The organism is Sorangium sp. So ce834 (genome assembly GCF_051521425.1).
GTDB lineage: Bacteria > Myxococcota_A > Polyangia > Polyangiales > Polyangiaceae > Sorangium > Sorangium cellulosum_D.
On record NZ_CP150351.1, the window covers coordinates 5,395,544 to 5,411,016 of the forward strand.

At 71.4% G+C, this 15,473-nt stretch carries 11 protein-coding genes; 4 read left to right on the top strand and 7 right to left on the bottom strand.

Translation table 11 applies throughout. The annotated features are described in order from the left end of the window. Positions 1–8: 8 nt before the first annotated feature. Positions 9–974 (bottom strand): DUF4423 domain-containing protein, encoded by a 966-nt coding sequence (locus WMF20_RS19390; protein ID WP_437615699.1) that lies wholly within the window; start codon positions 972–974, stop codon positions 9–11. Positions 975–1,083: 109 nt separating this feature from the next. On the opposite strand from WMF20_RS19390, the gene WMF20_RS19395 reads away from it, so the two are divergent. Next, positions 1,084–1,773 (top strand): hypothetical protein, encoded by a 690-nt coding sequence (locus tag WMF20_RS19395; protein WP_437615701.1) that lies wholly within the window; start codon positions 1,084–1,086, stop codon positions 1,771–1,773. Between the two features lie 72 nt (positions 1,774–1,845). Here the strand turns inward: WMF20_RS19395 and WMF20_RS19400 are convergent, their stop codons facing one another. The 4 genes from WMF20_RS19400 to WMF20_RS19415 all read right to left on the bottom strand — a co-directional run bounded on the left by WMF20_RS19400 (position 1,846) and on the right by WMF20_RS19415 (position 8,946). Beyond that, on the bottom strand, positions 1,846–2,289 hold the full coding sequence (locus tag WMF20_RS19400) for an NADAR family protein (RefSeq protein WP_437615703.1): 444 nt from the start codon (positions 2,287–2,289) through the stop codon (positions 1,846–1,848). 74 nt (positions 2,290–2,363) lie between these two features. Then, positions 2,364–3,491, bottom strand: a complete 1,128-nt coding sequence (locus WMF20_RS19405) for a substrate-binding domain-containing protein (RefSeq protein WP_437615705.1) — start codon at positions 3,489–3,491, stop codon at positions 2,364–2,366. 323 nt (positions 3,492–3,814) lie between these two features. Continuing rightward, positions 3,815–4,585 carry a S1 family peptidase gene (locus tag WMF20_RS19410; protein WP_437615707.1) on the bottom strand — a complete coding sequence of 257 codons (771 nt, stop codon included), beginning with the start codon at positions 4,583–4,585 and terminating at the stop codon, positions 3,815–3,817. Between the two features lie 422 nt (positions 4,586–5,007). Next, positions 5,008–8,946: a serine/threonine-protein kinase gene (locus tag WMF20_RS19415; protein WP_437615709.1), complete on the bottom strand. Its 3,939-nt coding sequence runs from the start codon at positions 8,944–8,946 to the stop codon at positions 5,008–5,010. 227 nt (positions 8,947–9,173) lie between these two features. Here WMF20_RS19415 and WMF20_RS19420 point away from each other — a divergent pair, with 227 nt between their 5' ends. Further along, entirely contained in the window at positions 9,174–9,983 is an 810-nt protein-coding gene (locus tag WMF20_RS19420) for an acyl-CoA dehydrogenase family protein (RefSeq protein WP_437615711.1), read from the top strand. Between the two features lie 140 nt (positions 9,984–10,123). Here WMF20_RS19420 and WMF20_RS19425 read toward each other — a convergent pair whose 3' ends face one another. Further along, positions 10,124–10,945 (bottom strand): lysophospholipid acyltransferase family protein, encoded by an 822-nt coding sequence (locus WMF20_RS19425; protein ID WP_437615713.1) that lies wholly within the window; start codon positions 10,943–10,945, stop codon positions 10,124–10,126. Between the two features lie 131 nt (positions 10,946–11,076). Between WMF20_RS19425 and WMF20_RS19430 the strand changes: the two genes are divergently transcribed. Together WMF20_RS19430 and WMF20_RS19435 are read left to right on the top strand one after the other, a co-directional pair. Further along, positions 11,077–11,916: an SDR family oxidoreductase gene (locus WMF20_RS19430; protein WP_437615715.1), complete on the top strand. Its 840-nt coding sequence runs from the start codon at positions 11,077–11,079 to the stop codon at positions 11,914–11,916. Between the two features lie 120 nt (positions 11,917–12,036). Continuing rightward, entirely contained in the window at positions 12,037–12,912 is an 876-nt protein-coding gene (locus WMF20_RS19435; RefSeq protein ID WP_437615717.1) for a lysophospholipid acyltransferase family protein, read from the top strand. Positions 12,913–13,063: 151 nt separating this feature from the next. Here the strand turns inward: WMF20_RS19435 and WMF20_RS19440 are convergent, their stop codons facing one another. Beyond that, complete coding sequence (locus WMF20_RS19440; RefSeq protein WP_437615719.1) at positions 13,064–15,316, bottom strand: cyclic nucleotide-binding domain-containing protein; 2,253 nt, start codon at positions 15,314–15,316, stop codon at positions 13,064–13,066. Positions 15,317–15,473: the final 157 nt, after the last annotated feature.

A 15,473-nucleotide genomic window follows, 5' to 3' on the forward strand; every position in this document is an offset into this window, starting at 1 on the left:
GGAGCGGCTCAGCCCCCGTCGAGCGGGAAGAGCTGCAGGTTGACGACGACCACGCGCTCGGGCGGCCGCGACTCGGCGATCACGGCGCGCATGTTCTGGAAATAGCTCACGTGGAGCTCGGAGAGCTTCGCGAGGTCTGCCTCGGAGACCGTGAACACGTTGAACGAGAAGCGCCCCTCGGCCTTGCGCGTGAGCCGCGAGAGCCCGACGCCGGCCCAGAAGCACTTGAGCCGGTGCTCGGCGTCCGGGTCGGGGCGCGTGTCCACGGTCCGGATCGGCGCGACGATCCACCGCCCGCGGCTCTTCCGGATCTGGCCGGCCTCGGCGAGCCGGTCGAGGCAGCGCGCCTCGTCCTCGACGGGGAACCCGAGGCGCCGCGCGATCCACCCCGGCTCGTGGCGCGGCAGCGCGCGGTAGGACGGCATGTCCAGGGCGAGCAGGATCGCGGGGAGCAGCGGCTCCTCGTAGACGGCGCGGCGCTGGGCCTCGAGCGTGCGCCACGCCGCGCTCGCGGCCGGGAGCGCCGCCGGGTCGGCGAAGCGGGCCACGAAGTCGAGCAGGCGCAGCGAGCAGGCCTCGACCATCCGCAGGAAGTCCGGGAGCCGCGGCTCGGCCTCGCCCGAGAGCCAGCGCGCGACCGCGTAGCGGCTCCTGCCCGCGCGCCGCGCCACGTCGACGATGGGCGACATCGACCGCATCTCCGAGAGGAGCGCCGCGACGCCCTCGTCGGAAGCCGGGTCGGTGTGCGCGAGCCAGGCGGGCGTCGAGGGGAAGAAGCGCCCCACCGCCCCCGCGACGTCGACGCCGGCGCGCCGGGCCGCGACGAGGAACGTGGCCGCGGTCGGCCAGCGCCTGCCCGACTCCCACGTGTAGACGACGTTGGTGCGGAAGCCGAGCCGGCGGCTGAAGCCGAGCTGCGAGCGCCGGCCGCGGAGCGCGCGGATCAGCTCTTTTGCGAGGGATTCGTAGTCCACATAGCGCAGATTCGCACATCTGGAGGCCTGTTTGCCCTATGAAATGTGCGAACCTGATCTGGCGCCGCTCCGGAGCGGGGAGCATGGTAGGCCGCAGGAGGTCATGATCATGAGCGAGCGGCGTTGGCTTTCTTTGGCGTTTGCGGCGGCGGCGAGCGTCGGTCTCTTCGGGTGCATCGACAGCGCGGGCGGCGCCCCCCAGGGCGGCCAGATCGGCGGCGTCCAGAACGCGGAGGACGGGTGCGACGAGGAGAAGGAGGACATCGGCGCCGACGACGTCTCCCCGCTGGGCTTCTCGGCGCGAGAGGCGCTCTCCGCCCTCTCCGGGGAGCGCTCCGCCCCGCTCGCGTGGGCGAAGGGCGGCAGCACCACGGCGACCGTCGCCGCGGGCGAGCTCGTCGCGGCGCGCTTCGTGCGATCGACCGTGGCGGCGAGCGAGCCGGGGGGCGCCGAGCCGGCGCTCGCCGTGGACTGCGCGGATCACCTGCAGCTCGACGTGGCGCTGGCCTTCTCGACCGAGGACGGCGCGTTCGACGAGTCGTTCGCGGTCACGCTCAGGGTCCCGCAGGTCGGCGCGGGCCGCTTCTTTCACAGGATCGATCTCGACGCGCTCCAGGGCTCGTACGAGGTCACCGAGGTCGATCCCACCGAGTTCAGGGAGGTCGTCGTGTACCTGAGCGGCGAGCTGACCGGCAGCGCCGTCTCCGGCACGATCCATGGCATCGCCGAGAGCCACCCGATCGGGACTGGGCCCGATGCGGTTGTATCTGCGCAGCCGTTCTCGGTGGCGGATTTCTGAGCTCCGCGGCAGGGCGCCGCCCGGCCGCTGCGAGGGCCCGTCGGACCTCCCGACGCGGGCGGCGGCTCGCCCTCAGGCCGGGCGGCGCAGCTGCTCGCGGATCTCCATCAAGATCTTCCCCAGCATGTTCCGCCCGCTCCCGTCGCCCCCGTCGGCCCAGTAGGCGTCGTTCGTGGTGTGCTCGACCAGCTCGGCGTCCCCCGTGTCGAGCAGGGCGCGCCGGAGATCCTCGTGCTGGGTGAACTTCGCCAGCACCGCCTCGCGCATGATGTCGTCCTTCACCTGCTCCCAGTCGGGGCGCAGCGGGCGGCTCCGCTGGCGGCCCATGCGGGCCGCCTCGCCGGGGTCGGGGGCCGTCCGGATCTCCTCCTCGTGATCCGTGCCGGCGAACTTCTGGGCCTGGAAGTAGTGCTCGCTCGTGGGCCACACCTTGCCTTTCAGCGTGACCGGGTGGCGCGAGAAGTTGGAGAAGACCCCGTGGGCGTCGCCGGCGCGATAGAAGCGGATGACGGTCATGGCCCGAGTCTATCCCACGGCGCCGGCGGCGCCCGGCGGGAAACGCGCCGGGCCTCACGCGAGCTGCGCCGCCGCTACTGGATGGCGCCGATCGTGTTGAGGAAGTCGTTGTAGGCGTCGATCTTCTCCGACAGGACCACGTCGATGCCGATGTTGACCCGGCCCTTGTCGTCGACCAGCGGGGCCAGGATCTGCTTTGTCGCGTCGAGGCCGATGGTGTCGATGCCGTAGAGGATGTAGGGCACGAGGTAACCCTGGTAGTACTGCCGCTGGGTGTGCGTGGCCCGGATGCGCCCCTCGCGCATGTAATCGACGGTCTTCGGATCGTAATCGAAGGCGACGATGGGGACATCCTCGATGCCCGCGGCGTCTGCGGCCATCACGAGCCGGTACGAGATGTTGAACAGGCCGAGCATGCCGACGATGGGCGGGTCCGCGGCCTGGAGGACGGCCTTCATCTGGTCGACGTCGGCGTTCTCGTCGCCGACGAAGGCGGCCTGGGTCACGGTGAACGTGTAGCCCGCCTTCCCGAACACATCCTGGGCCGCCTGCGTCCGGTCGAATGCGTCGGGCCAGTCCTTTCCGGTGATGCCCTGGATCAACACCGTGCCTGGCGGCTCGGGCAGCATCCCGAGCAGGGTGCTCGCGGCCGTTTTTCCGGCAGAATAGCCGAGCGATCCGACGTAGAGCGAGCGCTTAGAGTCCACCAGGTCGCTGTCGAACGTCACCACGTGGATCCCGGCGTCGGCCGCCTCGTTGATGGTGGCTTTGTTGACGTCGCCGAAGGGCGAGACGCCGATCCCCTTGGCGCCGTCCGCCACCGCCTGTTGGATCTGCTGGTTCTGAAGGTCCTGCGTTGTCGTGGGATCATCGTCCGACTGGTCCGTGGGCCCGAGCACATTCCCGATGGCCTCGAGCTCGCCGATGGCCCGGTTCGCACCCACGGAGATCGGCTCGAAGAAATCGGACAGGTTTTTCAGCAAGACCACCATCTGCATCGGCTCGAGCGAGGTCTTGTTGAGCTCGGCGACGAGGCTGTCGATCCTCGACTCGAGCTCCACCGGAAAGAACTCGTTGTCCGGTATCTCCGCCCGCGTGATGGTGTCGCCCTCGGTGCCCTCGTCGCGGGCGTCGCTCGATCCGCACGCCGCCGCCGCCAGCATGAGCCCGAAGGCCGCCCAGCATCGTCCGATCGTCTTCATGAGATCCCTCCTCGTCCGTGGTTCGCTCGGTCGCGCGGGATATCCTCGCGTGAAAGTCGATGCAGCAGCGAGCATGCTCGATCCTTCGTGTTACGAGAACGAGGATCCGGCTGTCAAGGGGGATATAAATGTTCCGTAAGGGGGAGGTTTGGAGGCCGAGGTACAATTCAGGGGGATGTGTGACTCGGGGCACGATGGCCGGAGCCCGGTCCCGAAAAACCGCGATCTCATGTCCGTGGAGCGCGGCGTTTGGCCCGCGATGTAGGTGTGAAGGCGAGAGGAGGGAGAAGGAACCCTGGCGACGCCGCTCGGGCGACGCGGGGCTAGGGTGCGTTGACGAACTGGTCGATGAAGTCGAGGGAGAGGTCGACCCGCGCATGCCAGCCGTCGGTGCAGATGCTGGGGGCCTGCACGCCTCCGAACGACGTCACGCCGACGATCGTGGGGACGCCGTTCACGTCCATCAGCGCAGGCCCGCCCGAGTCTCCCACGCACGTGTGATGGTCCCGGTCGCCGAGACCGACCAGAGACGGGGTGACGGTGTGGACGGTGGTGGACACGTGGTACTTGACGCCGCCAAACCCCCAGATCTCATGATCATCGCCGAAGCCGATCAGCCGGCCCGACTCGCCGACCCTGTCCTCGGTCAGCGGCGCCCGGTTGTATGGCAGCGGCTGGATGGCGACGGGCTCCTCGAGAATGGCCACCGCGACGTCGTGCCCCGCCTGTTTGTTCGTGTGGTCGTACGCGGGGTCGACGTGGGTCTCGACCACGTTCACCCAGAACCCCTCCTCACCATAGGAGTCGGTGCCGAAGAAGGCCGTGACGGTCCCGCCGTCGACCTTGTCCGGCGTCAAGCAGTGGGCCGCGGTCAGAAGCACCTTCGGAGCAATGAGCGAAGCGGTGCAGATCTCCCCAAAGTCCTCGCCTTCCGGGTAGATTCGCAGCATCGCCACGGCCGGATCGCCCTCGTCGACGGTTCCTCCGATGATGCCTGCGGGCGCCTCGTCCGTCTCGGCCAGGGGGAGGTCGTCCACCTCTCCCGTGCACGCCGAAAGGATTGCTGCGGCCACGAAAATGATGCCTCTTCTCATGATAAGCTCCGCTTGGCTGTCGAGCTGAGCGGGAGGGGCCAGGCGTGGACGTGGGCTGCCCCGAGAGCTCCCCGAGGACCGGAGAACGACGCTCGTCCGGCAAGCCCAGCGGCCTCGATCCTCGAAGCTCGGCTGGTCCCTGCGCCGCCGCTCGTTTGTACCTGGTGGATGCCGGCGACCTCGGTCGTCCTTCGCTCGAACGGCACGGACCGGGATCTTTTCCTGCTGCGCGCATCACGGCGCACCGGGCGAGCTCGGAGCAGCGGTGAAGCGGGCCGCGCGACGCGCTACGGCGAGCGCTGCGCGCGCCGTACGAAGCCCGATGGATGGACTTAGTAAGTCTAACTAACTTATCGTGATGCGGCTCCGCCGCGGGGAGGCCTGGATGGCGGACGCATCGCCCTCGTCGGCGGACCGCGACGTCATCGATGCTCCCCCAGCCACGCCCGGGCGAGCGCGAGCGTGCGGGCGTTCTCGGGCACGTTCTCGAGGAAGCCCGCGCGCCACGCGCGGTTCGCGATCTTCGCGGCGCGCGCCAGCAGCCGATCGCGGCCGAGCACGATGGCGGCGCGGGCACCGCCGAGGTCGCCCGACGCCGCTAGCGCCTCGGCGTGCACCAGGTAGACCAGGGACTCGCCCGTCTCGAGGTGGCCGCGCGAGGTCACCGCCGCGGAGGCGAGCTCGGCGGCGCGCGCCGCGCTCTCGAGCGCCTCGGCGGCGCGCCCCTGGGCCAGCAGCACGTTCGCGAGCGTCGCGAGCACGCAGGGCACGAGCGGGGGGACGTCGGCGAGGAGCTCGCACGCATGGCGCGCCTCGGCCTCGGCCGCGGCGAGGTCCCCGGCGCGCCGGAAGACCTCGGCCAGGTAGATGTAGGTGCCGCCCTCGAGCCGCCGCTGGCGGGCCGCCACGAAGTGCCGGCGCGCCTCGAGCTCCAGGGCGCGCGCCTCGTCGAGGGCGCCGAGGTGGAGGAGCGCGCGGCCGAGGTTCTCCTTGGCGTGCGCCACCGTGTTCGCGAGCGCCAGGCGCTCGGCGTCGGCCAGGGCGGCGCGGATCAGGGCCGCTGCCTCGGCGTACGCGCCGAGCTCGTTGCAGAGGTGCCCGGCGTTGCTCCGCGAGCTGCACGCCATGCGCGCGTCGCCCGCCTGCGAGAAGCCGTGCGCCGCCGCCTCGCAGCGCTCCCGCGCGGTGCCGAGATCCCCCGCCAGGATCGCCCGGTGCATGCCGAGGCGCAGGATCGTCGCGCTCACGGCCGGGTCGCCCCGGAACCGCTCGGCCACCGCGTCGATCCGGCGGCACAGCGCCTCGGCGTCCTCGCACTCGCCCCGCAGGACCAGGAGCCCGCTCGCCGCCTGCGCCATCACGATGAGCTCGGCGCCGCGCGCCGCCCGCTCCGACCAGCGCGCGCACAGCGCCCGGGCGAGCGCCGTGGCGCTCTCTTCGTGGCCCAGCGGGGTCGCCGCCAGGGCCACCAGGTTCGCCGCGCGGTACCAGCGCACGCTGCCCTCCGGCAGCGCCGCCATCGCCGCGACCGCGTGCCGCTCGGCCGAGGCGAAATCCCCGCGGTAGCGGTGCGCCTCGGCCTTGATCGTGTCGAGCTCCCCGAGCTCGTCGCCGGCGGCGCCGCACGCGATCGCGCGCTCGGCGCGCTCGATCGCGGCCGCGTAGTCGTTGCCGCCGAGCGCCTGCTCGGCCGCGCGCCGGTAGCAGTCGATGGCGCGCCCGCGCTCGCCGCCGAGCTCGAAGTGCGTCGCCAGGACCATCGCGTCGATCTCGCCCGACTGGGCGAGCCACTCGCCCGCGAGGCGGTGGCCGAGCGCCCGGTCGTCCTCGGTCAGCATCTCGTAGACCGCGTCGCGCAGGAGCGCGTGCCGGAAGGCGTACTCGACCTCGCCGTGGAACTTCGCGTCCGGCCGGCGCGCGATGAGCTCGCGCTGCTCGAGCTCCGCGAGGCCGGCGTCGAGCTCGGGCTCGTCCACCCAGGCGCCGAGCAGCGCCCGCGCCGCCCCGCGCCAGAACACCTCCCCGAAGACGCTGGCGGCGCGCAGCAGCCGCCGCGCCTCCGGCACGAGCCCGCCGAGGCGCGCCTGCATCATCGCCAGCACCGTCTCCGGGACGCCGCCGGGGCCGCCCTCCATCGCCGCGCGCACGAGCTCCTCGAGGAAGAACGCGTTGCCCGCCGATCGCCCCACGATCTCGGCGACCGTGGCGGCCGGGGCGCCCGGCCCGAGCGCCTCCCGCGCGAGCCGCTCGCACGCCTTCAGCGACAGCTCCTTGAGCCGGAGCTCGGTGAGCGCTCGATCTCCCCAGAGGCCGGGGAACGCCTTGCGCACCTCGGGGCGGGCGAGCGCCAGCACCATCAGCCGCTCGCCGGCGAGGAGCCGGAGCGCGGCGTCGACGTACTCGACGGTCGGCCGGTCGCCCCAGTGGAGGTCCTCCAGGACGAGCAGGACCGGCCGGGCGGCGCACTCGGCCCGGGCGAGCTCGACCCACGCCCACTGCATCTGGTCGCCCATGCGCTTGGCGTCCTGCCGCGCCGCCTGGAGCAGCACGCTGTCGTCGTCCGGGAAGGGCGTGCCCACCATCTCGCCGAGGAACTCGGTGACCGGCCGCCGCAGGGGCTCGGGCACGTGCGCCGACACGCGCGCGGCGAGCTTCTGCCGGCGCGCCGCGATCGGCTCGCCGTCGAGCAGCCGCGCCGCGCGCCGGACGATCTGGCCGAGCATGCCGAACGGCGCGCCGACGCGCATCGAGTCGCCGCGCGCGGTCCAGATCTCGACCGGCTCCCCGCGCGCCGCGAGGCGCCGCACGAGCTCGTGGCGCAGGCGCGACTTGCCCACGCCGGCGCCGGCCGTGACCAGCACCGCGCGCGCCTCGGACTCGGCGGCGCACTCGTCGAAGGTCGCCTGCAGGAGGAGCAGCTCGTGCTCGCGTCCCACGCACGTCGTCGGCTTCCCGAGGAGCCGCCGCGCCTCGTCGGCGGGCTCGATCTCGCCGGCGAGCACGAGCGCGCCCGCGCCGCGCGAGACCTCGAAGCGGTCGCTCAGGAGGGCCGCGGTCATCGGGTCGAGCAGGATCGGCGGCGCGCCGTCGGCCGGGCCCTCGGCGCGGCCCTCGAGCAGCGCGCTGGCGCGGTCGATGACCTGCTCCATGGGCTGCGTGCGCTCGACCTCGTCCCAGCCGGTCGCGAGGGCCACGCGCGCGCCGGGCAGGAGCCCGCGGATCGTCAGCGCGCAGCGCGCCGCGCTCGTGGCGAGCTCGGTGGGCGAGCCGGCCCCCGGGAGCAGCGCCGCGAGGGAGCCGTCGCCGAGCAGCTCGAGCTGGGCGCCGTGGCGCGTCACGACCTGGCGGAGCGCCTGCGCGGTCAGGGCGAGGGCGTCGAGCGGGGGGGCGCCGCCGAGCGGGGCGGTGCGGTCGGCGGCGGCGAGGCCGCGGCCGATGTCGCCCGCGCCCGCGGCGAGGATCACGCTGGCGACGCGGCGCTCGCGGCCGGTGAGGGCGGCCGACGAGGCGGGCGCGCTCGACGAGGCCGGGCCGGCGACCCGGGCCTCGAGCGCGCGCAGCGCCTCGGCCACGGCGGCGGCGCTGGCGGGCCGCGCGGCGGGCTTCTTGGCGAGCAGCCGCGCGACGAACGCGTCGAGCGCCGCCGGCAGCCCCGGGCAGAGCGAGCTCGGCGGCGGCGCCTCGTCGAACACGACCTTGGCGAGCGTGGCCACGAGCTGCGCGGCGGCGAAGGGCGGCCGGCCCGTCAGGCACGCGAACAGCACGCACCCGAGCGCGTACAGGTCGGCGCGGGCGTCGATCTCCTGCTCGCCGGTGACCTGCTCGGGCGGCATGAAGGACGGCGTGCCCAGCGTCTGCCCCTCGCGCGTCAGCGCGTACGTGGCGTCGCGGAGGTGGACGAGGCCGAAATCGACGATCTTGACGCGATCGAGGTCGCCCTGCGGGAGGAAGAGGTTCTGCGGCTTGATGTCGCGGTGGACGACCCCCTGGCCGTGCGCGGCCTCGAGCCCCTCCGCGACCCTGGCCGCGAGCCGGAGCGCTGCGGCCGGCTCCAGCCGCCCGCTCGCGAGCCGCGCGCCGAGGTCCTCCCCCTCGAGCCACTCCATCACGAGGTACGGCTCGCCGTCCGCCATCACCCCGTGATCGACGTACCGGACGATATGCGGGTGCTGCAGCGCGGCCAGCGCGCGCGCCTCGCGGGCGAACCGCTTGAGCGCCTCCTCGCTCGGATCCCGGAGGACCTTGATCGCCGCCGGCTCGCCGGTCGCGACGTGCCGCGCGAGGTAGACCGTGCCGAGCGAGCCTGCCCCGGCCCGCCGCTCGATGGTGTACTGCTCTCCGGCACGCTCGCCCGGTGTCATGAGGACAGCAGTATCGCACGGGAGAGCCGTCCGCTGGATTGCGCGCGCCTCCGGGCGGCGCGGTATCCAGAACACCGCTCGACGGCTCCACGCCATCGCTCCAGGGCGCGAGCGCTCATGGAGAGAGCCCCCGGCGAGCGACCTCAGGTGAGATGCGCCTCGTGCTCGGGCCTGCTGCGCGAGGGTAGCCGCGCCATTTCGTGCGCGGTCCGCTATCCTTCCGATCGATGGAACTCCTATCGACCTTCGCCTCGGGGACAGTCGGCGACGCGGCGCGCGGCGGGGCCGGCGCCGATCGACTGGCTGTGGCGTTCGCCGCTGGCTACCAGGCGGCGCTTCGCGCGCTGGTACCCGGTCTCTGCACCGTCGGCAGCTTCCTGGTCACCGAGGAGGGCGGCGGTCACCCCGCGGCGATCCGCACCCAGCTGAGCGACGGGCGGCTGGTCGGACGCAAGCGCTTCGCCACCCAGGGGATCGAGGCAGAGACGCTGATCGTCGTCGCGTCGTCCGGCGCGGAAGGCGGGCGCAACCGTCTGCATGCCGTGATGATCCCGGCGGACCGCCCCGGCGTGATCCGAACCCGGCTTCCACCGACCCCGTTCTGTCCCGAGATCGACCATGCCGAGGTCCACCTCGACGTCGCGGTCCGACCGGATGAAATCCTTCCCGGCGATGGCTACGACGACTACCTCAAGCTTTTCCGCACCATCGAGGATATCCATGTCCTCGCGGCGACGCTCGGGTTCGTCCTCCACACCGCGACCCGCTTCGCCTGGCCGCGTGGGGCGATCGAGCGCCTCCTGGCGCAGATCGCGCCTGCTTCCGCGCTGGCCGCGGCGCCGCGCGAGCCGGCGGTCCACCTGGCGCTCTCGGGCTGGCTGGCAGGGACAGAGCGACTCCTTGCGGATCTCGCGCCGGAGTGGGCGCAGGTCGACCCCGACTGGCGTGCCCGCTGGGAACGCGACCAGCCGCTGCTCTCGGTAGCTCACAAGGCGCGCGTGCAGCGCACCGAGGCCGCCTGGAAGCGCCTCGCGTAACGGCGCGGCCGCCCATCGCGCCCGCTCTCCGGCGGCACGGTCGCTCGGCGTGCCGCGCGCCCGCCGGCCCGGGCGCCCGATCGCGCGACGGCACGCGGAGGAAGGCCGTCGTGAGGTGCGGCCGGGCGAGGCGCCGCGGCTCAGCCCTCGCAGAGCGCCGCTCGCGCCTCTCGCACGAGCTCTTGGACTCGCTCGTGCGCCACGCTCCTCAGGGTCTCGACGTCTGCGCCCGCGGCGATCGGCTCACCGAAGACGAGCCCGATCTTCGTCGCTGGCGACGAGGTGACGCGCCGGTAGTGGATCGGAAACGGCTCCTGGAAGTACGACGTCCCCTGGCCGCCGTACGCGATCCCGATCGGGACGATCTCCGCGCCGGTGCGCTGCGCCGTGATGAAGGCCCCGGCCCGGAAAGGCCGCACCTCATCGCCGATGAACGTGGTGCCCTCCGGGTAGACGAGCACGCCTTGGCCTCGCTCGATCGCGTCGCACATCGCGTGGATGACCGCGGCGCCGCTCTGCTTGTTCGCGCGATCGACGAAGAGCGTCCCCACCTTCCGCGCGGCCCTGCCGATAACCGGCCACCGCGAGAGATCGGCGCGGCTCACCATGTTCGCCTCCACGAAGGCAAGATTCACGAAAATGTCAAGCATCGACCGGTGATTCATCACGAAGACCCGCCCGCGGCCCTGCGCGTCGACGGCTGGGTAGCGCCCGTCGGCGGTCGGGAGGCCTCGTGCCGTCACCTCGAGGCCGAAGACCTGGAGCAGCGCCTTGCCCCAGCGGCCCACCCATTTGTAGGTCACCGTCTGCCGCGACGCCTCGTCGCTCGTCATTAGCTCGGCGTCGAGGCAGGCGACGGCGCTCCAGGTGACGCCAATCAAGCCCGCCGTGCGGGCGACGACACGGGCGTCCCGGAGGAGATGGAATGCGGGGATGGCTGCTCGTTGCTGGGTGGTGTCCATGGGCGGCCACTCTATCGTGATCTCGGCGACGCGTCCTCAGAACAGCGCGGCCGGCGGCGAGGAGATTGCGTGGCCCCAGGGGATCAGGATCTACCCCCAGGACCGTGCCCGTCTCGTGCTATGACGGCCGCATGCGTCTCAGAGATCGTGTCGTTTTCATCACGGGAGCCTCCCGCGGCATCGGCCGGGCCGTCGCCCTCATCTGCGCGCGTGAGGGCGCAGATATCGTGGTCGCCGCGAAGACCGAGGTCGCCGACAACCCGCGCCTGCCGGGGACCATCCACGACGTCGCCGGCGAGATCGCGGCGCTCGGCCGCCGCGCGCTGCCGCTCAAGCTCGATGTGCGCGACGACGAGGCCTGCAGGAGCGCCGTCGCCGCGGCCATCGAGCGCTTCGGGCGCATCGACGCCCTCGTCAACAACGCCGGCGCGCTCTTCTGGGCAGATGTCCTGGACACACCCATGAAGAGGTTCGACCTCGTCATGAGCGTCAATGTGCGCGCCTCGTTCGCCCTGTCGCAGGCCGTCCTCCCGCACATGATCGCGCAGAAGTACGGGCACATCGTCATGATGTCGCCGCCGGTCGACGTCTCGGTCTGCGCTCACCACGGCGCCTATGCGGTCTCCAAGCTGGGGATGACGATGGTCGCGCACGCCATCACCGAGGAGTACGCCGAGCACAACATCACGGCACACGCCCTTTGGCCCGCCACGGCGGTCGAGAGCTACGCGACCAAGAACTTCGGCCTCGGGGGCCCCGAGATCTGGCGCAAGGCCGACATCCTCGCCGACGCAACGCTGGCGCTGCTCGCGCGAGAGCCGTCGGCCCGACCCGGCAAGGCGTGGATCGATGAGGATCTGCTCCGTGAGGAGGGGGTCACCGACTTCTCTAGGTACCAGTGCGTGCCGGGCGTGGAGCCCCCGCACATCGCCTTCACGGGGCTCCCTAAGGTCTCCACGGCGAAGCCGTGAGCCGAGGCGGGGATCACTCCGCACGACGGACGGCGGCGTTCGGCCTCGTGCCCACTCGGGCGGAGCCGAACGCCCTCTTTTCGTCAGGCGCGCACCCCGATCACCAAGGAGGGTTGTTGCATGAACGATTCGCTTGAAGCAGCCAGCACCGATCGGGCGACCCATGCCGATCAACAGGCCGATAAGGCTGGCCAGACGCCGACGCTGGGCCCGATGCCACGGCGGGATCTTGCGATCTGGACGGGTCAAGTGTTTCCCGCGCTCCGGGCGCTCCTCCGGTGGGGGTACTTTTCCATTGACGTGGAGGGCGCGGAGCACGTGCCGCGGAGCGGGCCCGTCATCTATGCTCCGAACCATGCCGGATGGTTCACGCTGGATACCCTCGTCGGGGCGCTCGTGATGGCAGAACAATTCGGTCTGGAGCGGCTCCCATGGGCCGCCGTCCAGGACGAACTGTTGAAGACGCCGAGGATCGGCGCCTTCTTCGAGGGCATCGGCGGGTTTCCGGCGTCGTGGCTGAAGACGCCCGAGGCGCTCCCGCCCGCGATCGACGTCCTGTGCATCTACCCGGAGGGGACCGAAGGCAACTGCAAGTCGCTTCTGCACGCCTATCAGATGCGGCCGTGGCGACCGAGCTTCGTGCGCCTGGCGGCCGCGCGCGACGCGTCGATCGTGCCCCTGGCGATCGTCGGTGGCGAGGAGAGCATGCCGTCGATAGCTCCGATCCGCTTCTTGAAGCCGCTCGTCGGCACGCTCCTGCCGCTGCCGCTCTCCCTGCTGCCGCTCCCCACGCGGTGGAAGTTCATTTTCCACGAACCCGTGCGCGTCAGCAGCGTCGAGGTCGGCTCCACCGGAGGTGACAGCGAGCGTCAGCGGCAACGTGTCCGAGAGATCACGGCTTCCATCCAGGAGCGCGTCCAGCGCACGCTCGACCGAGAGACGGCGGATCGGAAGCTCGTGCGCCTGTCGAAGGTCGTCAAGCCGTGGCTGCGTTGAGCGCAGCCTCTCTCCAGCTCGACGAAGCCCGCCAGCGACGGCCGCGCCCGGCCGCCATCTCCCCCGAGACATCAGGCGGTCGCGCGACGCCGCCGTGAGGCGGCTCGGAAGTCCGGCCACCTCTGGCCGGACTCCCGTCGCGCGGAGCTGGCTAGTAGTCGCGATTGCGGCAGAACGCGCTGTAGCGCTCCTTCACCTCCTCGATGAACCGAGGCAGCTCCGGCTGCACGTGCTCGACGATCTTGTCCGCGAGGTGGTAGTCCATGACACCGAACTTCCCGAGCAGCGGCGCGAACGTGAGATGGGCGGCGGTGGCCTGACGCGTGCCTGCCTCGTGCATCAGCAAGAACATCGATCGCAGGCCGTCCTGCATCCGGCCGAGCGGCGAGAGCTGGGATAGGATGCGCGTTGCGCGCCGCTTGTGGATCTCCCGCGCAAGCCGCGCCGGGGCCGGGATCACGTTGGACGCGATGATGAAATCGGCCCCCTCCTCGACGAGCGCGCTTACCGGCACGTTGTTGGCGATGCCGCCGTCCACGTAACGCACCCCGTCGTGCAGGATCTCCGGGGGAAACAGCGTCGGCAGCGCCGCGCTCGCGAACATCGCCTGGATCGCCGGCCCATGGCGGAAGATGCGCGCTCTGCCCGTCTGGATGTCCACCGCCACGGGAAAGGTCGGCAGCGGCATGTCCTGCAGGTAGCGGTGATTCAGCAAGTTCTTCTCGATCAGGTGCTCGATCGGCTTGCGCGTGATCGGCGCGAACGCGAGCCGGAAAGCGGTCTCTCTCCTCAGCTTGATCAAGGTGTCCAGACCGTCCTGCCCGCGGCTCCCGAAGGCGCAGGCGACCACGCTCCCCATGCTGGTCCCCGCGACCATATCGACGGGGATACCGGCGTCGTGGAGCCCGCGCAGGAGCGCCACGTGCGCGTAGCACCAGGCGGACCCGCCTCCGAGGGCAACGCCCACCGCCTGGTGCGAGAGCGTCCGCGCCAGGCGCTGGAGCGCAGTCCGGTTCGCCAGCGGAAGCGACTCGTACCGGAGCTCGGCGCCACGCGCGCCGTCGATCGAGAGCCGGATCGAGCCGCTCCGTACCATGTGCGTCTTCTCCGCGCCCGACGAGCGCACCTCGACGTACTGCACGGGTGCGAGCTGGGGCGTCTCGATCGGGAAGGGATGCCGGAGGTCGTCCGTGAAGTAGACAGCCGACGAGATGCGGTTGTCGATCACCTTGTCCCAGACGGGCTCCTGGAGCCACCCGAGCGCGTCCGGCGCGCTCGTGTACAGGAGCAGATACCGGTTCCCGAGCCGCTTCGCGTGCTGGTCGAGGATCTCGATCGCGCGCTCCGGGTCCTTCGGAAGCTCGAGGGCCTTGCTGTCCGCGGCGAGGCGGCTCCCTTCAGGGGCGACCTCCAGCAAGGCCACGTCTTTCTCCCCGGCGTCCGAGAACGCCGCCTGGATCAGGGCGGCGACGGAGCGCGCATCGCACGAGAGGCGGTTCACGACGAGGATCAAATCCTGTGGCTTCGACGCCACCTTGGGCGATCCGACCCGCGTGATGAGGGCGCGGCGGAAGGAGCCGCAGGCCCGCCGGAGGGCCTCGATGTCGATGCGATCGATCGCCAGCACCTCCGTGTCGTGCTTCACCTCGGCCGACTCCGTGCGCACCTCCGACGTGAGGACGTCGGTGTCGCCGAACAGGACGCCTCGGCCGAGGATCGTGACCTTCTCCTCCTGGCCGTCCGGCGCCTCCGGCTTCAACTCCACCTCGCCACGGACGACCAGGTAACAGTAGTTCGCCGGCTCGCCAGCCCTGTAGATGAACGTCCCTGTCGGGTACCGCAGGAGCGTCATCTCCTTGAGGAGCCGGTGGCGGAGCACGGAGCTCGAGTTGCGGAACAGGGGAGCGTGCTGGAGCAGCTCGGCGAGCTCGGCCTCCCTCGCGTGCTTCGAGAGGCGCACGGCGAGCTGGGCGCGGAGCCCGGGCGCCTTGATCTCGGCGCGGCGGAGCGCGTCCCGGTCCCAGCTCGCCACGACGGTCCGCCGCGTGGTGGCGAACGAGTAGAGGTTCGGCTCATCGAGGACCAGCCCGGCACCGAAGACGTCCCCGCGGGTGAGGCTGGACATCACCTCCCGCAGCGCTTCGCCCCAGTATGCGTCCACATCACCCTTCAGGATCAGAACGAGGCGGTCGGCGTCCTGCCCCTCCTGAGCGACCACCTGGTCGGCGGGCAGGACCTCGACCCGCGCCGTGCTCACGAGCGCGCCGACGTGTTGCTCGCTCAGCGCACGGAAGCTGGACGAGATGCCGATGACTTCTTGAAGATCCGCCTGGGCGCTCGGCTCCGTCGAGACCGCGATAGCTCCGCTCTTGGCGGCGTTCGTCGTCGTGCTGTTCATCAACATGGTCGTCACCTCACTGCAGGGTTAATTGCAGGCGAGTCGCTCGCTGAGGAGCGCGATGGCGGCCCCGCTGTCCACGCGCCGCGACACCTTCTATCCTGGCTGCCCCAGCCGGTTCAAGGGGATTTTATCTACCTCAGCGAGAAATGCGCTCACCCAA